Annotated in this window: 18 protein-coding genes and 1 pseudogene; 8 read left to right on the top strand and 11 right to left on the bottom strand. The window is 38.3% G+C overall.

What is annotated here, in order from left to right; translation table 11 throughout:
* The first annotated feature begins 57 nt into the window (after positions 1–57).
* The 5 genes and pseudogenes from ACFJIZ_RS18550 to ACFJIZ_RS18530 all read left to right on the top strand — a co-directional run bounded on the left by ACFJIZ_RS18550 (position 58) and on the right by ACFJIZ_RS18530 (position 5848).
* Positions 58–1272 (top strand): DEAD/DEAH box helicase, encoded by a 1215-nt coding sequence (locus tag ACFJIZ_RS18550; RefSeq protein WP_379087467.1) that lies wholly within the window; start codon positions 58–60, stop codon positions 1270–1272.
* A gap of 229 nt (positions 1273–1501) precedes the next feature.
* Positions 1502–2781, top strand: a pseudogene (locus ACFJIZ_RS18545) (replication-associated recombination protein A).
* Positions 2782–2812: 31 nt separating this feature from the next.
* The gene (locus ACFJIZ_RS18540) at positions 2813–4255 is read left to right on the top strand and encodes a DUF5687 family protein (RefSeq protein WP_379087464.1); all 1443 of its coding nucleotides are present in this window, start codon (positions 2813–2815) and stop codon (positions 4253–4255) included.
* A gap of 25 nt (positions 4256–4280) precedes the next feature.
* The gene (locus ACFJIZ_RS18535) at positions 4281–4778 is read left to right on the top strand and encodes an ATP-binding cassette domain-containing protein (protein ID WP_379087461.1); all 498 of its coding nucleotides are present in this window, start codon (positions 4281–4283) and stop codon (positions 4776–4778) included.
* A 392-nt stretch (positions 4779–5170) separates the two neighbouring features.
* Positions 5171–5848, top strand: a complete 678-nt coding sequence (locus tag ACFJIZ_RS18530; RefSeq protein ID WP_379087458.1) for an OmpA family protein — start codon at positions 5171–5173, stop codon at positions 5846–5848.
* Positions 5849–5954: 106 nt separating this feature from the next.
* Here the strand turns inward: ACFJIZ_RS18530 and ACFJIZ_RS18525 are convergent, their stop codons facing one another.
* Positions 5955–6299, bottom strand: coding sequence for a hypothetical protein (locus ACFJIZ_RS18525; RefSeq protein WP_379094117.1), 345 nt, complete (start codon positions 6297–6299; stop codon positions 5955–5957).
* 78 nt (positions 6300–6377) lie between these two features.
* Between ACFJIZ_RS18525 and ACFJIZ_RS18520 the strand changes: the two genes are divergently transcribed.
* On the top strand, positions 6378–7400 hold the full coding sequence (locus tag ACFJIZ_RS18520; RefSeq protein WP_379087456.1) for a Gfo/Idh/MocA family oxidoreductase: 1023 nt from the start codon (positions 6378–6380) through the stop codon (positions 7398–7400).
* A gap of 1 nt (position 7401) precedes the next feature.
* Here ACFJIZ_RS18520 and ACFJIZ_RS18515 read toward each other — a convergent pair whose 3' ends face one another.
* Positions 7402–8391 carry an alpha/beta fold hydrolase gene (locus tag ACFJIZ_RS18515; RefSeq protein WP_379087453.1) on the bottom strand — a complete coding sequence of 330 codons (990 nt, stop codon included), beginning with the start codon at positions 8389–8391 and terminating at the stop codon, positions 7402–7404.
* A 95-nt stretch (positions 8392–8486) separates the two neighbouring features.
* On the opposite strand from ACFJIZ_RS18515, the gene hutH reads away from it, so the two are divergent.
* Complete coding sequence (gene hutH / locus ACFJIZ_RS18510; RefSeq protein ID WP_379087450.1) at positions 8487–9977, top strand: histidine ammonia-lyase; 1491 nt, start codon at positions 8487–8489, stop codon at positions 9975–9977.
* A gap of 217 nt (positions 9978–10194) precedes the next feature.
* On the opposite strand, the gene ACFJIZ_RS18505 is transcribed toward hutH, so the two are convergent.
* The 7 genes from ACFJIZ_RS18505 to ACFJIZ_RS18475 form a co-directional block, all read right to left on the bottom strand.
* A complete protein-coding gene (locus tag ACFJIZ_RS18505; RefSeq protein ID WP_379087447.1) occupies positions 10195–11067 on the bottom strand; it encodes a GIN domain-containing protein in 873 nt (290 codons plus the stop codon).
* A gap of 11 nt (positions 11068–11078) precedes the next feature.
* On the bottom strand, positions 11079–11447 hold the full coding sequence (locus ACFJIZ_RS18500) for a GntR family transcriptional regulator (RefSeq protein WP_379087444.1): 369 nt from the start codon (positions 11445–11447) through the stop codon (positions 11079–11081).
* 17 nt (positions 11448–11464) lie between these two features.
* Positions 11465–12259, bottom strand: coding sequence for a hypothetical protein (locus tag ACFJIZ_RS18495; protein WP_379087441.1), 795 nt, complete (start codon positions 12257–12259; stop codon positions 11465–11467).
* Between the two features lie 13 nt (positions 12260–12272).
* Positions 12273–12506, bottom strand: coding sequence for a hypothetical protein (locus ACFJIZ_RS18490; protein WP_379087439.1), 234 nt, complete (start codon positions 12504–12506; stop codon positions 12273–12275).
* Positions 12499–13101, bottom strand: a complete 603-nt coding sequence (locus ACFJIZ_RS18485) for an ATP-binding cassette domain-containing protein (protein WP_379087436.1) — start codon at positions 13099–13101, stop codon at positions 12499–12501. The genes ACFJIZ_RS18490 and ACFJIZ_RS18485 overlap by 8 nt, the downstream gene beginning before the upstream one ends.
* A 242-nt stretch (positions 13102–13343) precedes the next feature.
* Positions 13344–15641 (bottom strand): TonB-dependent receptor, encoded by a 2298-nt coding sequence (locus ACFJIZ_RS18480; protein WP_379087433.1) that lies wholly within the window; start codon positions 15639–15641, stop codon positions 13344–13346.
* Positions 15642–15751: 110 nt separating this feature from the next.
* A complete protein-coding gene (locus ACFJIZ_RS18475; RefSeq protein WP_379087430.1) occupies positions 15752–16042 on the bottom strand; it encodes a hypothetical protein in 291 nt (96 codons plus the stop codon).
* Positions 16043–16153: 111 nt separating this feature from the next.
* On the opposite strand from ACFJIZ_RS18475, the gene hutU reads away from it, so the two are divergent.
* Positions 16154–17821, top strand: a complete 1668-nt coding sequence (gene hutU / locus ACFJIZ_RS18470; RefSeq protein WP_379087427.1) for a urocanate hydratase — start codon at positions 16154–16156, stop codon at positions 17819–17821.
* Between the two features lie 128 nt (positions 17822–17949).
* On the opposite strand, the gene ACFJIZ_RS18465 is transcribed toward hutU, so the two are convergent.
* Positions 17950–18399 carry an outer membrane beta-barrel protein gene (locus tag ACFJIZ_RS18465; protein ID WP_379094114.1) on the bottom strand — a complete coding sequence of 150 codons (450 nt, stop codon included), beginning with the start codon at positions 18397–18399 and terminating at the stop codon, positions 17950–17952.
* Positions 18400–18424: 25 nt separating this feature from the next.
* Positions 18425–20737, bottom strand: a complete 2313-nt coding sequence (locus ACFJIZ_RS18460; RefSeq protein ID WP_379087424.1) for an outer membrane beta-barrel protein — start codon at positions 20735–20737, stop codon at positions 18425–18427.
* Positions 20738–20822 lie beyond the last annotated feature (85 nt).

The raw sequence follows: 20822 nt of genomic DNA, 5'->3' as shown, positions 1-20822 counted from the left end.
CATTTGCTTTTGGCTTTAATTTGAGGTACTTTTATACAGTATTTTACAATAACAACTTTGGATTTTAAAGATTTTAATTTTAACCCTGAACTTTTAGAAGGTTTATTAGCGATGGGTTTTCGTAACGCTACGCCGATACAACAACAAGCGATACCGCTAATTTTAGCAAAAAAGGATTTGATTGCTTGTGCGCAAACAGGAACTGGTAAAACCGGAGCCTATCTGTTACCAATCATGAATATGCTTACCGAAAACAACGATAGGCATAATACCACTTTGATTCTTGCACCTACCAGAGAACTGGCCCAGCAGATCGACCTGCAGGTTGAAGCCCTCTCTTATTTCACCAATATCAGTTCGTTAACGGTGTATGGTGGTGGCGATGGCATCGCTTACGAACAGCAGAAACGCTCGATGCGCGAAGGGGTAGACATTATCATTGCTACACCTGGAAGATTGATTGCGCACCTTTCGTCGGGCGTACTCAAAATGGACAAATTACATTACCTGGTTTTGGATGAAGCAGACAGGATGTTGGACATGGGCTTTTATGACGACATCATGAAAATTGTAGGCTATCTTCCTAAAGAACGACAGACTGTGATGTTCTCGGCAACCATGCCCCCAAAAATCAGAACATTGGCAGGCAAACTTTTAAACCAGCCTGAATCTATAAATATTGCCTTATCTAAACCTGCAGCCGGTATTAGCCAACAAGCTTATTTCGTGCACGATAGTCAGAAAGTAAAATTACTGACCGAGGTGATGAAACATGCCGATTATAAAAGCATTATCGTTTTTGCCTCTACAAAAGATAAGGTAAAAGAGTTAGGCAAGGTTTTTAGTCGTTTAGGATTTAAGGCAGAAGCTTTCCATTCGGACTTAGGTCAGAAAGAACGTGAGGCCATTATGCTCGACTTTAAGAACAAACGCATCCCTGTATTGATCGGTACTGATGTTTTAAGTAGAGGTATTGATGTAGAAGGAATCAGTTTGGTGATCAATTATGATGTACCGCATGACCCAGAAGATTACATCCATCGTATTGGTAGAACAGCAAGGGCAGAAACTACCGGGACTGCGATTACCTTGGTGAACGCAAAAGACAAGCGTAAGTTCGCCAACATAGAGAAACTCATTGAACGTGAAATAGACCGGATTCCTTTACCTGAGCACTTGGGAGAAGCGCCAAAAGATGAGCCAACTACCGAGAAAAAGCCTTATGTAAAGAAAAAGAAGTTTTTCAAGAAGAAACCTAAGGCGAGTACTTAGTAACCTATCGGCCATCAGTGGTTAGGATTTACAATATTGGTTTATTTAGAAACTGTCATGTTGAGCCTGTCGAAACATCTTTTGTATTGGTCTTCGACAAGCTCAGACTGACATTCTATTAATTTAATATAGCTCAACGAAATCTAATTTTTCTTCTTCATCTAATGGTTTGTGGATAAAACGCATTTCTTTTCTATAGGGTAAAATTTTAAATTTCCTATCTTTAGCTATGCAAAACCAAGCCCCATTAGCAGAACGGATGCGTCCACATCATTTGGACGAGTATGTTGGGCAAAAACATCTGGTTGGTCCAAATGCGGTGTTGCGCAAAGCGATAGAAAGCGGTCAATTGCCATCAATGATCTTCTGGGGACCTCCTGGAGTTGGCAAAACAACCTTGGCTTATATCATCTCCCAAAGTTTAGATAGACCTTTTTTTAACTTGAGCGCCATCAACTCGGGCGTTAAAGATATCCGCGATGTGATTGACAAAGCCGCAGCCTTGAAAGACAGTTTTATGGGTCTGCCTATCCTGTTTATTGATGAGATCCATCGTTTTAGCAAATCGCAGCAAGACAGTTTATTAGGGGCCGTTGAGCGAGGTTTGGTTACGCTGATTGGCGCAACTACAGAAAATCCATCTTTTGAAGTCATCTCCGCTTTATTATCGCGATGCCAAATCTATATTTTACAAGGCTTAAGTGAAGAGGAGTTGGTTGGTTTATTGGACACGGCAATCAAAAAAGATGTCATCCTAAAAGAAAAACAGTAAAGATCAAAGAGCACGAAGCTTTGATCCGTTTATCTGGTGGTGATGCCCGTAAACTTTTGAATGTTCTGGAAATTGCCATTAATGGTATTGGCGGTAGCAAGATTGAGCTCACCAATGAGAATGTACTTGCCCATGCCCAACAGAACCTTGCTTTATACGATAAAGCAGGAGAACAACATTACGACATCATTTCGGCATTTATCAAATCCATTAGGGGCAGCGACCCAAATGCGGCCGTTTATTGGTTGGCCCGAATGATGGAGGGCGGAGAAGACCCTTTATTTATTGCACGCAGGTTATTGATCCTCGCTTCAGAAGATATTGGCAATGCCAATCCGAATGCCTTGTTATTGGCAAATAATTGTTTCACTGCAGTAAATGTAATCGGCTACCCAGAGGCAAGAATTATTCTTTCGCAATGTGTAACTTACTTGGCCTCATCGGTTAAGAGCAATGCCAGTTATGAGGCCATTAATAAAGCACAGGCTTTGGTGAAACAAACGGGCAATCTGCCAGTCCCATTACATATTAGAAATGCACCAACAAAGTTGATGAAAAATATAGGTTATGGAAAAGATTACCAATATTCGCATAGTTTTGAAGGGAATTTTTCTGAGCAGGAATATATGCCAGAACAACTCAGCGGCACCAAATTATATGACCCGGGCAAAAATCCGGCAGAAGAAAAATTAAGAGAAAAATTAAAACAGAATTGGAAAAACAAATACAATTATTAATATGCTATCAACTTTCTTAAGCCATCAATGGATGGATTTTTGGCGTAGCCGAAATAAAGCCGGCAGTATCGCTGCTAATCTATTATTGGGCTTTTTTATGCTTTATTTCCTGGCCCTTGCAGTTGGCATTGGTTTTTGGATGAGCAAGCTCCTAGAAGCAGCTTTCCCTGGCCAAAATGTCATCACGGTTTTTAATGGCTACATCTTGTATTATTTCTTGTTCGATCTGGCTATCCGTACACAGATGCAAGAACTTCCTACCTTAAGTATCGTACCCTATCTGCACCTTAGGATCAAGCGGAAAACGATTGTCAATTTCTTAAACATCAAATCGCTTTTCACGTTATTTAACATCCTGCCCTTATTTGTATTTATTCCTTTTAGTCTCATGAAGATTGGCACTACCTACGGTGCGCTCACCGCGTTAATGTATGTAGTTTCTATCCTGTCATTAGTTGTGTTTAACAATTATCTGGTTTTATACTTAAAGCGTAAATCAATCAATAACTTTTCCTATTTTCTTTTCATCATTGGGTTAGTTGCTGTATTAGGAGGCTTAGATTATTACCATATCATTTCAGTAAGGGATTTCTCTAACTTCATTTTTGTTAACATTACTAAATATCCATTTTTAGGTTTGGTCTTTACCTTGGCTGCAGTCGCTATTTTCATCGTCAACTCCAACTACCTACGTGCCAACCTATATACCGAAGAGTTAAGCACGAAAGACGATAAAAAAACAAGCACCGATTATCCGTTTTTAAATCGCTTTGGCAAGGTTGGAGAATTGGCAGCTTTAGAACTAAAATTGATTCTCCGTCATAAACGTTCTAGAGGTTCAGTTTTAATGGGTTTTGTCTTTTTGGCTTATGGATTTATTTTTTATAAAGGCCCAATGATTGAAAAAGATGAGTTTGGCAAGCTGTTATTTGCTGCTTTGTTTATGACCGGCATTGGCATCTTAACCTATGGGCAGTTTATGTTTGCTTGGCAGAGTACCCATTTTGATGGCCTATTGGTGAGCAAAATCGACTTTAAGGATTTTATCAAAGCTAAATTTTTATTGTTTACCATCAGTTCTACCATTATTACCATACTAGCCAGTTTTTATGGATTGATGAGCTATAAGTTACTATTGTTGCATGCAGCAGCTTATCTTTATAACATAGGCTTTGCTACAGTTATTGTATTGTATTTTGCCACATTGAACTATAAACGATTGGACATTACCAAAAGTGCCAGTTTCAACTGGCAGGGCATTGGAGCTACACAATGGATCTTAGGCCTACCATTTATATTGATCCCAATTTTCATCTATATGCCATTCGGTATTATGAACAAACCTTATTGGGGCTTAGGCGCAATTGCTTCATTTGGCTTGATCACCTTATTGATGCGCAATTTCTGGGTGAATCTGTTAGTTAAAAAATTTGAAAAACAACGTTATAAAATAGCCGAAGGCTTTAGAGAATAATATGAATATGTTAGAATTTAAACAATTGAAAAAAACCTATGGTGGTCGTACCGTAGTAGATATTAATAACTTAACTATTCGTGCTGGCGAAACTATTGGTCTGGTTGGAAATAACGGGGCTGGTAAAACGACGATGTTCAGGATGTTGCTAGACCTAATCAGACCCGACAGTGGTGAAGTTTTATCGAAGGACCAAAACGTGGCCACCAACGATCATTGGAAAGATTATACGGCCTCTTATTTAGATGAAGGTTTCCTAATTGATTACTTAACGCCTGAAGAGTATTTTATCTTTACCGGCGGATTACATAACCTCAGTGTGGCCGATGTTGGCGATTATTTAAAACAATACGAAGAGTTTTTTAATGGCGAAATCCTAAACAGGGGAAAATACATCCGCGATTTTTCTAAAGGGAACCAAAACAAAGTAGGCATTGCAGCTGCATTGATGCAAAAACCTGAACTTTTGGTACTCGATGAGCCTTTTGCCAATTTAGTATCTACTACGCAGAATCAGGCTTAAATCTTTGATCAAGTCTCTAAAAGCTTCGCATCGTTTAACGACCTTGATCTCTAGTCACGACCTTAATCATGTAACTGATGTTTGCGATCGGTCATCTTATTGGAAAAAGGTCTAATTATCAAAGATTTCCATACTGATGAAAATACTTTAAAAGAACTGGAAGCTTACTTTTCAGAATAATCTATTGTAACAATTGTATAGAATTATGGTCAATCAGCTACCCAACATGTGGTATTTGATTGACCATTTATTTTTTTGGCAAAATTGGCATATGGCTTTTAAATGCACCTAACATGCACTAATTCAGTTGATAGAAATTTAATTTATTTAGGTTTTAGGAATTGGCACTTCATTTGACAATGCCATCGTAGTTAAATCAAAAAAATAAGAAAATGGTAACGTCAAAATTTAAAATAGCTGCTTTTAGTATTGCATTGGCCCTTGGTGCAATGACATTTCAAGGATGTGATAGCTTAACAAACACCCAAAAAGGTGCGGGTATAGGTGCAGCCGCTGGTGGTGTAATTGGTGGTATAATTGGTAAAAAAGCAGGTAATACTGCAGTAGGTGCCATTATTGGTGCGGCTGTAGGTGGTACAGCTGGTGGTTTCATCGGTAAACGTATGGATAAACAAGCTGCAGAAATACAAAATGCAATCCCTAACGCAGAAGTTATCCGCGAAGGAGAAGGTATTATCGTAAAATTTGACAGTGGTATCCTATTCGATTTTGACAAATTTGCATTAAAAGATGCAGCTAAGAAAAATATCGAATCTTTAGCAAGTTCATTAAACCAATATCCAGGAACAGACATTAAGGTAATCGGTCATACAGACAGCCGTGGTACTGAAGAGTACAATATGGGATTATCTGAAAAAAGAGCTGCAGCTGTAAAAGCTTATGCAGTTTCTCAAGGTGTTCCTTCTTCACGTTTGATCACTGTTGGTAAAGGTTTTGCCGAACCAATTGCAGATAATGCAACTGACGAAGGTCGTGCCGCTAACCGTAGAGTAGAAATTGTAATCGTAGCTAACGATCAATTGAAAAAAGAAGCAGCCGCTAAAGGTTAATCATAAAATTTATATCTACCTATAAATTATAAAACCCTGAAGTAATTACTTACTTCAGGGTTTTTTTGGCATTTAAGGGTTTTAACAATACCCTCTTCAACAATCCTTATTGATAAATATCTTCGAAATAGGTAATCGCCAACGATTTGAGCAATAGTTCTTGCTCCATTAAAGCATAAGACGGAATTGGCTTGATGAGCTTCCAATGCGGCCACCCATCTTGGTCCAACCCTTCCAACTCATAAAACCCCATTTCGCTCAATAAACGACAGGTGGCAATATGCATGAGTTCTTCCTTTTGTCTTTTGCTATATTTTCTAGGCCCTTTACCTAATTCTTGTACGCCAATCAAAAACAGGACTACCTTTAGATCGGGTGTATCCGATTCAAATTCCTCTGCGATTTTTATCTGCAAAGTTTTCCATTTGGCATGTATTTCTGCTGGTTTCATATCGCAAATATACATTTCTACCTGCTTTAATGACTTACAGATTAACGCACATCTAAGTCAAATTTTTAGCTTTGTAGGATGAACAATAAAATCAACACTGGTTTACTCGCTTATGGCATGTCTGGCAAGGTATTTCATGCCCCTTTTATAGATAGTCATCCTGCCTTTAACCTATCGGCGGTTACAGAAAGAAACCATAAAAATGCAGCTAACGATTATCCATCGATCAAAAGCTATAATAGTGTTGATGATTTATTGGCCGATGATACGATAGATCTGGTTATTGTCAACTCGCCCAACTATACCCATTACGAGTATGCAAAACTTGCTTTAATGGCAGGTAAACATATCTTGGTAGAAAAACCATTTACTGCAACTACCGCACAAGCAAAGGAACTGTTTGCACTGGCCAAAAGTGTTGGAAAAAAGGCATTGGTTTATCAGAACCGAAGGTTTGATAGCGGTTTCAATGCCACAAAAAAGGTGATAGACAGCGGTAGCTTGGGCAAGTTGGTAGAAGTTCACTTTCGCTTTGACCGATATAGAAACGAAATTGGGCTGAAGGCATTCAAGGAAGAGCCTGTTGAAGCAAGCGGTCTGCAATATGACTTGGGACCACATTTATTAGATCAGGCCATCGCCCTTTTTGGCAGACCAACTAATTACTACAAAGTATTGAGCAAAAATAGAGTGGGTACAAAAGTAGACGACTATTTCTCGATCCAATTGAGCTATCCAAATGAGCTGAATGTCTTTCTAACGGCAAGCATGTTGGTTGCCGATGTAAAAGATGCTTTTGTGATCAATGGTTTAATGGGTTCATTCAGTAAAAACCATGCCGATGTACAGGAAGGCCAATTGCTAAAGGGAATTAAACCAACTGATCCTAATTATGGCATTGAAGATCCAAAAGATGCAGGAAAACTCACTTTGGTAACTGCAGATGGTGGTAGAACTACTGAGCTAGTCTCATCAGCAAAAGGAGACTACACTGGGCTATTTGAGGCGGTTTACCAAGCCATTGTTAATGATGTGGCTTATCCCATTACTGAAGACGATATTTTAGCACAACTTGAAATTTTAGAGGCTGAGCCGAGTTAATCTATAAACCTCCCATCAGGGCAATCAGAAATTCTGTTGGGTTTTCTATATGTGGAATATGTCCAACGCCTTCAAACTCGATCAGTTTCGCACCATATATTTTGGCCGCAGTTTTTTTGCCCAACATTTTATATTGCCCATATAGAGCTTGTTGGTCTATGCTCAATAAGCCTTTGCCAACAATGGTCCGATCTTCTTTCCCAATAAATAAAATGGTAGGCACCCTGATATTTACAAACTCATCAACAACAGGTTGTTCATAGATCATGGTAAAAGTCATGGCTGCCACTTTTGCCCATCGTGGATAATCGGCACTAAAAGTTACACCAGCAGCAATACGCACCAATTCATCATATTCTGGCTTCCATACGGTAAAATATGACGATTGATAATATTTCTTGATGCTTTCTGCGTTTGATTTAAGTTCAGTTCGATATTGTTGCTCGGTACTTACATAAGGGATAAAAGTTTTATAATCTTCCAAACCAATTGGATTTTCCAACAACAGTTTTTCTGTTCTATCTGGAAAAAGGAGTGCAAAACGAGTAGCCAACATCCCGCCCATCGAATGGCCCAATAACGAAGCTTTTTGAACACCCAAAGTATCCAACAACTGTTTGTTCCAAGCCGCCATCTGATGAAAACTATAATGGATAAAAGCTTTTGACGATTTACCAAAACCAATCTGATCAGGTACAACTACCCTAAAACCACCATTTGTTAAAGCTTTGATTACACTTGTCCAATAATAGCCACCAAAATTTTTACCATGAAACAACATCACCGTACGTCCATTCGGGGTTACCGTAGGGGCCACATCCATATAAGCCATCCGTAAATCCTGATCTTCTGTTTGGATATTAAAATACTTAATGGGATATGGATATTTTACATTTTCGAGTGTAATAGACAGGGTATCTTGCTTTTGCGCCTTCGCAATGGAACCTAATAACAGAACAGAAAGTACAATACAGCAAAAGTTTTTAATCATAAATAAGAGTTTAGTCAAATAAGAAACAATCATCAGGTGTGATTGTGTTAAATTTAAGCATTATTTATACTTTTGGTCACCAAATAGAAATATATATGACGGATTACGAAATTGGCTCAGGAGAGTTATCACTTGCTGTGATCAACAGTATCATTGAAGACAACAAAAAAATCAGCCTATCTGCTTTATCAATTGAACGGATAGAAAAATGCAGAAAATATCTAGATCAGAAGCTCAGTAACCACGACGGACCAATTTATGGCATCAATACGGGTTTCGGTTCTTTACAAAATGTAAAGGTAGATTCCGAAAACCTGACCCAATTGCAACATAATCTTTTGCTTTCCCACGCTTGTGGAACAGGGATGGAAGTTCCTAAGCCCATTGTGAAATTAATGCTGTTGTTGAAGATCCAATCTTTAAGCTACGGACATTCTGCAGTTGCCCTTACTACGGTACAACGTCTGGTAGATTTTTATAATCATGATGTGTTACCTATAATTTATACCCAAGGATCTTTAGGTGCGTCGGGCGATCTGGCTCCACTTGCCCATTTGGCCCTACCTTTAATCGGCGAAGGTGAAGTGTGGTTCAATGAACAAAGGATTACCGCAGCTGAACTTAACAAAAGTTTAGGCTGGCAGGCTTTAACGCTACAAAGCAAAGAAGGTTTAGCCCTGATCAATGGTACCCAGTTTATGAATGCTTATGGCGCTTTTTGTTTGTTAAAAGCCCAAAAACTCTCCGCTTGGGCTGATGTGGTTGCCGCAATTTCTGTAGATGCATTTGATTGTAGGATTGAGCCATTTTTAGAATTAAGCCATCTGATCAGACCCCATCAGGGCCAGCTTACTACCGCAGCCAACATCAAAGCTTGGTTGACAGGAAGTGAACTGATCCAAAGAAAAGGCAAACAAACACAAGATCCTTATTCGTTCCGCTGTGTGCCACAGGTACATGGAGCAAGTAAAGATAGCATCAATTATATCCAGTCTGTTTTTGAAACCGAAATGAACTCGGTAACAGACAATCCGAATGTATTTCCAGATGAAGACCTGATCATTTCTGCAGGTAATTTCCACGGACAGCCTTTGGCATTAACCTTAGATTTCTTATGCATGGCCTTGGCCGAGTTGGGGTCTATTTCGGAAAGAAGAACCTTCCAATTGATTTCTGGCGCTCGCGGTTTGCCACCATTCTTGATCAAAAATGCAGGGCTAAATTCTGGATTGATGATTACCCAATATACAGCTGCCTCTATTGCCAGTGAAAACAAACAATTGTGTACACCTGCCTCTGTAGACAGCATTGTGAGTAGCAATGGACAGGAAGACCATGTAAGTATGGGTGCAAATGCAGCCACCAAATGTCTTCGTGTGTGTGATAACTTAGAAAGGATCATTGCGATAGAACTATTGACCGCTTGTCAGGCCTTAGACCTGAGAAGACCAGAACAATCCTCTCCAAAAATAGAGGCCTTGGTAGCCGACTATCGTAAAATTGTTTCTTTTAACGAGGCAGATAGGTTACTTGCTAAAGATATCAGTGCTTCTATTGATTTTATTAGAAACACATCCATATCATAAAATTTAACAGCCAGCAAAAAACGATAATAAAAATTAGGAAGAAGATCATTTTACTGATGATTTTTTAATTAAAGCAAGCTTAACGGGAAATCGAAAAGCTTGCTTTTTTTGTTTATTTGGTTTTTAAGGAGGATAGGTAAACCTCTCATTCCTTGTTCTTATTAATGGCATAAGAACAGCTATAAAAACTATGTTTTTTATTGTTATCAGTTGTTCTTTATTTTTTTGCTTTATACATCTGATTAAGGTTGATGGCTGGCATCTGAACTTGGGTCTGATCAGAAAGGTTACCTGAGCAATTCGCTACTTTGACATTTTCCAATTTCACATTAGCGACATCAAGCGTATTTAAAACCAAATTCTTGATCAAGCTTGGGGTTTTCCCTCCATTTTCTCCAAAAATCTCTATTTCAGATTTAACTGAAGAATTGATGGATAAGTTTTCAAAAGTACTGCGGGTGCTGGTAAAATCACTGTTCTTTAAGTTGAGATAGAGGTTAGTAATTTTATTGCTCTCCCAAGCATTCACATTGTCTACATTTTCTGCGTTGATATTCAGCTTACCAATAACCGCATCCTTATCAAAAGAGATGACACCTGAGTTGTTCACGTTAAGATCAAGTGAATCGGTTTGAGCATTAACAAATAAAGCTTTGGTGTTGTTGATGTTCAACTGTTTAAGTGTTGGTGCATAAACCAGGATAGAAATATAATAGCTATCCTTATCTTCTGTTTTATCCTTAAAGCTGATCTGTAATTGCCCATTTGCATCTACTTTGAAATCGATTGAGTCTTTTACGCCTTTAGAAACTTTAACCCCATATTGTTCAGCTTTCACATAATGGATATTGATTCCGATTTTTTTGGCATCTTCAATATTTACGGATTGAAATGGGGCTGCGATCACCTTACTTTCCATATTCTTAGAAGGAGTATTGAAATTTGCATCTTCTTTGGCCCTGTTGCTCTCCTCAATGGCATAACCTTTATCATCTGTATAGTTGACCTTTGCATCATATACCATTCCAATTAAAGGAATAAGGGTCAATGCCAATGCAAAAGTGATCAATAATTTATTGCTTGTCTTCATGTTTTTAAGGATTAAAAGTTTTCTTTAACAAAAGTGTCGTATCGGCTTTGCAACTCGTCAAACCCAATGTTCAATAAGTATACATTTCTAAATACTACCGGAAGTTCATCGTCCATAAACTGGGTTTTCCTATAGCTTTTTACATTTGCTATGGCTTCGTCGCCCACAAAAAAGCCGATGCCTCTTTTATTACTGATTATATTTTTGCTTTGCAAAAGCTCGTAAGTACGCATAACGGTGTTGGGGTTTACTTCCAACTCAACGGCCATTTCTCTAACAGAGGGTACTTTTTCATCGGCTTTCCATTTTCCTAACAGGATATGCTCACAAACATATTCTGCTATCTGAAGATATATTGCCTTGTTATCTCTAAATTCCATATCTATACCGATTAAAATTAAACCTCTTTTTCTTTAAGCCTCACATAAGTAATGGCCCAAAAAATAACGGTCAGAACAATTAAAAGTAGTGTCATCAAAAATTCTATATTGTCTTTATCTATACCCATAGGCATATTGTGATGGCTCCTTATCTTGTTGTCAAAAAGCAGTTTTCCACTTTTGGCAATAATTGCGGTCCATACCCCACAAAAAATCATTAAAGAAATTGCGGTTTTAATGTAATGGAACTTATTAAAGTACACAGAACCTAATAAAAAGATGCTGGTCATCATCAACGGGGCAATATAAAAAGGTTGCAATAAGTGCGATCTTTCCGCTTGGTCTACAAAGAAATAAGCTAAATTTTCCTTTACAGAAGGCATAGTTTGCGATATTTCTCCATCATTGAAAATACTACGCATGTACGAAACAAAGGCAAGGTCTGTTAGATAAAATATCAAAACAAAACTGATGGTACTTAATATCCCGGCAAATAAAATACCTCCTAAGAATTTCTCAAACGTAGAAGCAGGGATAAGCAGATCGATGATCGCCTTTGGTTTTTGGCCTAGGTGGGCAAAATAGGTACTGGCAATAGCCGTAATGAAAAGTAGGCCAAAGAGTACAAATAACGGAGTCCTAAACTCTAATGTCTCTGACGAAAACCCACTAAAAGGATAGAGGTTAAACACATAAAAGGCCACATCAACACCAAGTACCACCACCAAACTGATCAAGTAGGTCTTTCCAAACTCTAACCATTGTCTTTTCAATAAAAGACCAAAACGCTGTATATTAAATGTATTGTTCATGTCTGTTGCTGGTTTAGTTAAAAATTGGTTTTAGTTTGTGCTTCTCTGCCAATACCGCATTGAATAAAAGCTCAATATCCAGCTTGCTATCCTCGTTGTGAAAGTTTGGCATTACCGCATTAAAACCTGACAAAGAGGGTTCTGCATAGATTACAGTTTCATCCAATTCTTTGATGCGTTTGAAGCAAAGTTTATTGGTCATCTCTTCAATAGAAGCTTTTAGGGCCACACTGCTTTCATCAAGCATGATCGACCGTATCGATCAAGTTATCTAAGTCTCTTACCTGGTGTGTAGAAATAATAATACAACGATCATCAGTTAAGGCAGAAGCCATGATTTTACGAAACTGTGCTTTAGAAGGAATATCCAGACCATTGGTCGGCTCATCCATGATCACCAGTTTGGCCTGCGTAGCCAATCCGAAAGCAATGATCACTTTTTTCTTCTGTCCATAAGACATGTTGATCAGCTTCTGTGCCACAGGGATATCAAACTCTGCCAATAGATCGGCAAAATAACCATGGTTGAAGTTTGGATAAAAAGCAGCATTTGCTTTTACATAAGCATCTATCTTTACCGAAGGCAGATAAAACTCTTCTGGAATGAAACAGATCTGCTCTAACAAAGCAGGTTGACGCTTTGCAGGGTCATATCCCATGACGTCCATTGATCCGCTTTCAGCATAAACCAATCCCGCTAGGTTTTTTAATAAACTTGATTTACCTGCACCATTTTTACCAAGCAAGCCATAAATGTGGCCATTGCTTAATTGCATGCTCATATTTTTGAACAATAGTTGGTGCTTGCTGTAACCAAAATTTAGGTTGTTGATTTTAATCATATTCTACTGTATTAGTTAAATAATACACTAAAGTATCAGCTATTTTTGAAACCACCAAATTATTTCGAAAATATTTTATCCGGTTTTTTTCTCGTTAGGTCGAAAAACATCGTTATTACATGCTTTAGCTGGTTTTTATTGTTATTTTTTTATTTGATTGGAGAGATCCAAAAAAATCAGGGCACAAAAAAACCCCAGGCTGCATCCACAGGGCTGGGGGTACTATTAACTAATCTAAATCTTTATAGAATCGGCACACTGATGCCAACGCTTATATTCCTGCCCGGATTGTATATCCCAGCGGGTTTGTATCTACTTAAATGGTTGTAATATAGTTTGTTTGTTAGGTTTTGTCCGGTAACCCATAAATTAACTTTTCCGTTTTTAACTTTTAACGAAGTACCAATACCTGCATCTATTAAAGTGTAGCCTTTGGTTTCTGTTTCAAAGCTGTCAAAACGGTCTTGTTTAAATACATTAGTTAACCCGACTTTTACATAACTATCTTTTAACCCTTTTATTGTGGGCTCAAAACGTAATTCGTTATTTAGACTTGCAGATGGGATAAAAGGTAATGGAGAATCTGTTGCTCTGTTGGTTCCTTTTACATAAGCAAAGGTATTTTCAAAGTGTAAAGATTTGATCAAATGGAAATCGACAGAAGCCTCTCCACCCACTAAATCTGCGTCTGTTTGCACAAAACGGTATACTGGGATTACTGTGCTCAGCCCTCCTTCATCTACAAAAGGGGTAGTTTCGTTATTGAAATTTCCAGGGTAGATATAGTTATAAATGCGGTTGCTATAGGCGTTCAATCCCAATGTAACATTTTCGAGACTGTATGATAAACCTAGATCAAATTGTAAACTTGTTTCTTGTTTAAGGTTGCTATTTCCAATTTCGTATCTAAATGTTCCTTCATGGCGGCCATTGGCTCCCAACTCGGCAATGTTCGGTGCCCTGAAACCAGAACCAACATTACCTTTAAAGTTTAGGTTTTTGGCAATTTCAAAGGCAAAGCCCAAAGATCCCGAAACATTCGAAAATTTATTGTTGAACGCTGTAAAAACCTGTTCTCCATCTGCGATTAGGTCACGGCCATCAATGTTTTTATAATCGTACCTTACACCAGCATTGATTGCACCTTTGCTAAAATTACGTTTCAGGTAGGCGAAAGCACCAACATTATCGCTGGTGTAATCTGGGATCAAAAACTCATCCCCACTGTTCGCATTGGTCTGGTGCATTCCTTGAACGCCAATTGTAGGCTCCCATTTACCATCATTGGCAAACGAATATTTTATGTCGTAAGTGTAAGAATTGAGGTTTAAGAACAATCCTGGCTCATCTTTACTTTCTTCAAATTCTTTACGGATATTTCTTTGAAAGGCTAAAGTTGTTTTCAACTGTCCACCACCTAAAAGGATATTGCTGTTTAAAGCGGCACGGTAATGGTTAATGTTCTGATACGGCAACTCTAGCTTTCTAGAGCGGGCATCGCTATTGCTGATCACATTGCCGTCCTCATCCAGATAGTTTCCATTGTCATCAGGTCCATTTTCTACAAGACCCACATTGGTGTTAAATCTTGATAGGCTCAAGTGTGCATAACCCCATGTTTTATTCAAGCCCACCATGCCACTCACATTGGTTTCATTGAAACCAGAATTAGGTACAGTATGGCCTTTATAACCAAATCCGTAGGCATTTTTATAAGACACACGACCACGATATACAAGTCCATTACTGTTTCCCTGTAACATTAACGAAGAGGCGCTCAGTCCATTATTTGTACCGTAACTGGTGGTAAAGTTGCCATGAAACTCTCCTGAAGGAGGCACTAGGTCATCGATGATATTGATTACACCACCAAGTGCATCAGAACCATACAATAAACTGGCCGGACCTTTTAATATTTCAATTCTGGCCGCAGCAAACTGGTCTACTTCTACACCGTGTTCATCGCCCCATTGTTGGGCTTCTTCTCTCGCTCCATCCACAATGGTGAGTACGCGATTATAACCCAAACCTCTAATGGATGGTTTAGAAATGGCACCTCCTGTAGTTACTTGAGAAACACCTGGCACTTTGGCAATGGCATCGATGATGTTTGTACCACCTGACTGTGATAATTTCTCTCTGCTTACCGTTACTACGGCCAAACTGTTTGTTTTGCTATTGGCACTGTGCGGTGTACCTGTAACTACAATCTCTGCACTTTCAATTACCGATGGCTCCAGTGCAAAAGATATGGCTCCATTGGCACTTAAATCTATTTGTTGTGAGGCTGTTTTGTAGCCAATGTAACGTACTTCGATCAAAAATCTTCCCTTGTTAGGGACATTCTTAAAGGTAAACTCACCATTGGCATCGGTAGTAGTGGTGGCTTTTAGATCTGATATATAAATGGTAGCGCCAACTAAAGGCTCTTTTGTGCTTGCATCGGTAACTTTACCTTTTACATCGGCCATGGAACTTGCCGACACCGTAAAGGATAAAAAACTCAGGAGTACAACCAAAAATAGGTGTATCTTTTTCATAATAATGTGTTGTTAAGGATAAATGCCCATAGCCTCAGGCCATAGCTGATTTATCGAATAATTAAATAACAGTTGGGAGACAAGCCTTCTGCCTGTCGAGTCATCGCTTATTATGAAAAAGCTGGGGGTCCTCTGAGCGCTGTAGCAATCAGTTCGGTATAGGAACCGATCACCAGCGGATTATTTTTTACGATACGTTTACCGCTTAGATAAGTAGCGTATGAATAAGTAATGTTGGTATAATTTTTTTCGAAATGGGCGGCACAGATCAAACAGGTATCTTGTTGCGCTTTAAGGTGTACTTTATGTGTACAGTTTTTTTCAACTGCAACAGATGCTACTTCTTCATGGTGATGTAAAGCACCCCAAGGCGTAATCGCAAGCGAAAATACCCATAGCATTACTACGGTTAAAATTCTGTGGATATGTAAGCGCCTCTTTTTCAATTTCGACAACAAACCTACGCAAATAACATAAATTTCATACATTTGAAATTGTAACATTGCCTTGATATGACTTCAAATACATTAGACGGTTTAAACCTTAGCACCAAACAAACTCCAAATGGCAGCACCTTAACCTGTAAAGGTTGGGTACAAGAAGCTGCGCTCAGAATGCTGTTAAACAACTTAGATCCAGAGGTTGCCGAACGCCCAGAAGACCTGATCGTTTATGGCGGCAGAGGAAAAGCGGCCCGCAACAAAGAAGCTTTGGCTTTAATTATAAAAGCCTTAAAAAATTTAGAAGAAGACGAAACTTTATTGATCCAATCTGGAAAGCCGGTTGGCATTTTGCCTACGCACAAAGATGCCCCAAGGGTATTGATCTCTAATTCGCAGTTGGTACCTAAATGGGCTACGCAACAACATTTTGACGAGTTGGAAGATAAAGGCCTGATGATGTATGGACAGATGACGGCTGGTTCGTGGATCTACATTGGGTCGCAGGGCATTGTACAAGGAACTTATGAAACTTATTCGGCATTAGCCAAAAAGCATTTCCAAAGCAATTTAAAAGGAACACTAAATGTTACTGCCGGTTTGGGCGGTATGGGAGGCGCACAGCCCTTGGCCATTACCATGAACCAAGGTGTTTGCTTAGCAGCTGATGTAGAGGAATGGCGTATTAAAAAACGTTTAGAAACAAGATATATCGACGAAATCGTTTACGATATAGACGAAGCCATTGATAGGGCCCTTCAATACAAAAAAGAAAATAAAGCCCTTTCTATTGGGGTAGTTTGTAACGCGGTAGAATTATTGCAAAGATTAATAGACCGCAACATTACGCCAGATACCTTAACAGACCAGACCTCTGCACACGACCCATTGATCGGTTATTTCCCAGAGGGGTTAAGCGTAGCAGAAGCCAATACATTGAGAACAATAAACCCTGAGGAGTATACCAAACGTTCTTATGCAACAATGGCCAAACATGTTACGCAAATGCTTGAGCTGCAGAAACGAGGTGCGATTACTTTCGATTATGGAAACAACCTACGTGGAAGAGCACTAGAAGTTGGCGTTAAAAATGCATTTGATTTCCCTGGTTTTGTACCTGCTTATATCCGCCCTTTATTTTGTGAAGGTAAAGGCCCTTTCCGTTGGGCAGCTTTAAGTGGCGATCCACAGGATATTTATGAAACAGACAAACTGATTCTCGAATTGTTTCCAGAAAATGAAAGCCTACGTCAATGGATCACCATGGCGCAAGAACGCATTGCCTTTCAAGGTTTACCTGCACGGATCTGTTGGTTGGGACAAGGAGAAAGAGAAAAAGCAGGCTTGGCCTTTAATCAATTGGTAGCCGATGGAAAGGTGAAAGCACCAATCGTGATTGGTCGCGATCATTTGGATACAGGTTCTGTAGCTTCTCCAAATCGCGAAACGGAAGCCATGCTTGATGGTTCTGATGCGGTGGCAGATTGGCCCATCTTAAATGCATTGATCAATACTGCAGGTGGGGCAAGTTGGGTTTCTTTACATCATGGTGGTGGGGTTGGCATAGGTTATTCCATCCATGCGGGCATGGTAATCGTGGCTGATGGTACTGCCGATGCTGCAGTTCGCATTAAACGTGTTTTGCACAATGACCCAGCCATGGGTGTCATCCGTCACGCTGATGCAGGTTATGACATTGCTAAAGACACTTTAAGAACACATCGATTGGGATTGAAGTAAATATAAAAACTCATGGGTTTAGCCCATGAGTTTTCAAATTTATCAGTTCTTAAAGTTTTGTCATTTCAACAGCGAGGTTTTTGATCAATTTCATAAAATAAGCTGATCAATGTATGCGTATTTAAGTTTTAAAATCTAAACATGGTATCTTTTCCGCCAACTTTACCACCAAAGTTTTGGATATTGTAAGTTAACGTTAACAAACCATGTCTGCCGATATTATTTGTTCTTAAATCTCTCGCCGTATTCTCTGTAATGTAAACGTAACGACGGTTATTGGTATTTAAGATATCATTAACCGACAATTTAAGTTGCAATCTGTCATTTTTCATAAAAAGTGTGGTAACAGCAGCATTCCAGAAACTAATGGTATTATTTTGTCCGTTAAGTGTTTGAGTATTATATTGTAAACGGTAATTGGTCTCCCAAACCACTTTTTTAGGAATACGGACAATCAATTCAGTATCACTTCCGTGGTTGTAATAGTTTAGATTCCTAAAAAATTTATCGGTATAAAAGCTTTTGTTAAAACCAAAACTATAGGTTTCTCCAAATTCAAATTTATCACTTAAATTAATTCTAGCTCCAATTCGCGGACCTCCGTTAATCGATCTTGCTCTCGCTAATAATATTATTTACAATTACATAACTCTTGTTGTAATTTCCCCAGTAACCAGTACTAACTGTAAACTGTTTTTTTGTGCTTTTAAAATCTTTAGAGATATTACCATTACTGTGAAACTGCCAAATACCATCTTGATTAATTGGCGTTACAGTTTGTACACCTCCATCGCCAATTACTCTTGACATAATTACACCATCATTTTGTACACTACCACCTAAATACAAATTGTAACTCAATGCTTTTTGCGTATCGTATTTATACAAATTCATGTTTACCTGATGTGTTTTGGATGGTCTTAAATTCGAATTACCATTTTGGATATAGAACTGGTTGGTATTGTTGGCAATTGGTTGTAGATACCTTACATCAGCCTCTCTAAATGATGGTGAATAACTAAAGTTTAGGTTTTTATACCTAATGGTTAATTGCGGTGCAAAAAAGTTAAAATGTTGGTCGAAGTTTAGATTGTTGGTAAACTCGTTTTTTAAATCGATGGTATTAAAAACAAAACCTGGTTGAATATTTAAGTCTTTGGTTACAGCCCAACGCAAACTTACTCTATTGTTGGTTTTATAACCACTTTGAATTACCGTTTCGCTAAGATTAGGTATGGCAATATCATAAGCCTGGTTGTTTGGATTTCTGAAAAAAGTAATCAATGCATTTTCATTATCAAGGTAATTGGCGCTACTTGCAATGCTCAATGTTAAGGTTTTACTGAGCGGTTCGCTATAGTTTCCATTGATGTTAATATTGAAATTAGTAATATTATTATCTCTTAACTGATCTAATAGCACAGTTGGATTTTGTGGGAGATAAAAGTTGGTTTCATTGGTATTAAAATTATCGGATAAGTTATCTCTTTGCGAAAAATTTAAGGTAAGATTAAGGGACCTCCCTTTTTTCTTAAAGTCTTTCCAAAGGTTGGCACTAATGTTATACTCATGGCTTCGCCCTTTTGATCTAGAAATATTATTACCATCGCTTTCACGCTGAAGGTTATTATTGAAAGTTGAGGTAACTAATGTGCCATCACTATTGGCAATTCCAATGGAGATATTGGGTTCAATAGTAAGCTTGGTTAAGCTATCTAGGTTTGCTTCTATTCTGCCTCCAAAATTGTGGCTGTAATTGACATTATTTTGCAAAGATTGGCTATTTGTAAATAATCGCCTATTTCCCAAAGTTTGGTCAACATCTGTTTGTGTATCATTGAAGTTATCACTATAACCTAAAAAGTATTTTCCATTAATCTTTACTCCTTTTTTAGTCAACGTGTTAAAATTAGCTCCTCCGCCAGCAGATTTTTGCAGACCACCGTTCATCGCACCTCCGAAGGAAATACCATTTAAAGAAAAGCCTCCATCTGAATTAATCATTGTAGAATTTACACCAGATCTAGAAAAGCCTCCAATACGCATTACATCACCGATGCTAAAACCAGGTTTGTTCACGTTATTGCCATAACCCAACACACTAACTTGGGTCGTATCTCTAAAAAAATTCATAATACCACCTGCTTCAAAAAGTTCTTTTGGTCCGCCACCGGCATATATTTTTCCAAAAGCACCACTTTTAATTGCTTTCTTTAATTTTAAGTTGATGATTTGTGGTATGCTACCCGCAACAATATCTGGATCTCTACGCTTTGCCTCAGGATCGTCACTTAACTGCACTTTATCAATAATATTAGCTGGAAGATTTTTTGTCGCAATTTGCTGGTCTCCACCAAAAAATTCTTTTCCATCAACTAATATTTTACTTACCGATTTGCCGTTAACCATTATTCCACCATTGGCATCAATAGCTACACCTGGCAACTTTTTCAATAAATCTTCAACTACTGCACTGGGTAGTGTTTTAAATGATTCTGCATTAAATTCGATGGTATCTTTTCTTACAATAACAGGAGGTCTTTCAGATAGCACCACAATCTCATTTAAGGTATTTGATTTGGGTGATAAGAACAAATTGCCCAAGTTAACATTTGGTGTGGCAGCATTGATGGTTACTTCCTTTCGTAGAACGCCATACATCCATGCATTCACTACCAAACGATATTTAATACCAATTTCTAAATTGCTGATTTTAAAAACGCCCTTGTCATCTGACAATTTATAGGTGCTCAATATGGTATCTGCATCTTTAAAAACAGAGATCGTGGCATAATTAAGTGTCAATTTGTGGTCTGTACTATCCATTAAAACACCAGTAATACTTCCTTTCTGGGCAAATAATAAGTTGGAGCTTAGGATGAGTGTAAGGGCAAGAGCAAATAAATTTTTCTTCATAAAAAGGTTCTGTATAAATTTAAAACTACTAGCAAGACACTAAAATCTCTGTTATGTTGCATCAGAACTATAAAACCAGTTCAAT

The organism is Pedobacter sp. UC225_65 (assembly GCF_042698365.1).
In the GTDB taxonomy this organism is placed as follows: Bacteria; Bacteroidota; Bacteroidia; order Sphingobacteriales; family Sphingobacteriaceae; genus Pedobacter.
Note: the sequence above shows the minus strand (reverse complement) of the source record. Positions and strands in the feature narration are given on the sequence as shown.

Excerpts from the sequence above, each read along its gene's own strand:
- ACFJIZ_RS18520 (WP_379087456.1), top strand. The coding sequence starts at position 6,378 with ATGAACAATAAAATCAACACTGGTTTACTCGCTTATGGCATGTCTGGC.
- hutU (WP_379087427.1), top strand. The coding sequence starts at position 16,154 with ATGACTTCAAATACATTAGACGGTTTAAACCTTAGCACCAAACAAACT.
- ACFJIZ_RS18495 (WP_379087441.1), bottom strand. The coding sequence starts at position 12,259 with ATGAACAATACATTTAATATACAGCGTTTTGGTCTTTTATTGAAAAGA.
- ACFJIZ_RS18480 (WP_379087433.1), bottom strand. The coding sequence starts at position 15,641 with ATGAAAAAGATACACCTATTTTTGGTTGTACTCCTGAGTTTTTTATCC.
- hutH (WP_379087450.1), top strand. The coding sequence starts at position 8,487 with ATGACGGATTACGAAATTGGCTCAGGAGAGTTATCACTTGCTGTGATC.
- ACFJIZ_RS18530 (WP_379087458.1), top strand. The coding sequence starts at position 5,171 with ATGGTAACGTCAAAATTTAAAATAGCTGCTTTTAGTATTGCATTGGCC.
- ACFJIZ_RS18485 (WP_379087436.1), bottom strand. The coding sequence starts at position 13,101 with ATGATTAAAATCAACAACCTAAATTTTGGTTACAGCAAGCACCAACTA.
- ACFJIZ_RS18475 (WP_379087430.1), bottom strand. The coding sequence starts at position 16,042 with ATGCTATGGGTATTTTCGCTTGCGATTACGCCTTGGGGTGCTTTACAT.
- ACFJIZ_RS18460 (WP_379087424.1), bottom strand. The coding sequence starts at position 20,737 with ATGAAGAAAAATTTATTTGCTCTTGCCCTTACACTCATCCTAAGCTCC.
- ACFJIZ_RS18515 (WP_379087453.1), bottom strand. The coding sequence starts at position 8,391 with ATGATTAAAAACTTTTGCTGTATTGTACTTTCTGTTCTGTTATTAGGT.
- ACFJIZ_RS18490 (WP_379087439.1), bottom strand. The coding sequence starts at position 12,506 with ATGCTTGATGAAAGCAGTGTGGCCCTAAAAGCTTCTATTGAAGAGATG.
- ACFJIZ_RS18500 (WP_379087444.1), bottom strand. The coding sequence starts at position 11,447 with ATGGAATTTAGAGATAACAAGGCAATATATCTTCAGATAGCAGAATAT.
- ACFJIZ_RS18540 (WP_379087464.1), top strand. The coding sequence starts at position 2,813 with ATGGATTTTTGGCGTAGCCGAAATAAAGCCGGCAGTATCGCTGCTAAT.
- ACFJIZ_RS18525 (WP_379094117.1), bottom strand. The coding sequence starts at position 6,299 with ATGAAACCAGCAGAAATACATGCCAAATGGAAAACTTTGCAGATAAAA.
- ACFJIZ_RS18505 (WP_379087447.1), bottom strand. The coding sequence starts at position 11,067 with ATGAAGACAAGCAATAAATTATTGATCACTTTTGCATTGGCATTGACC.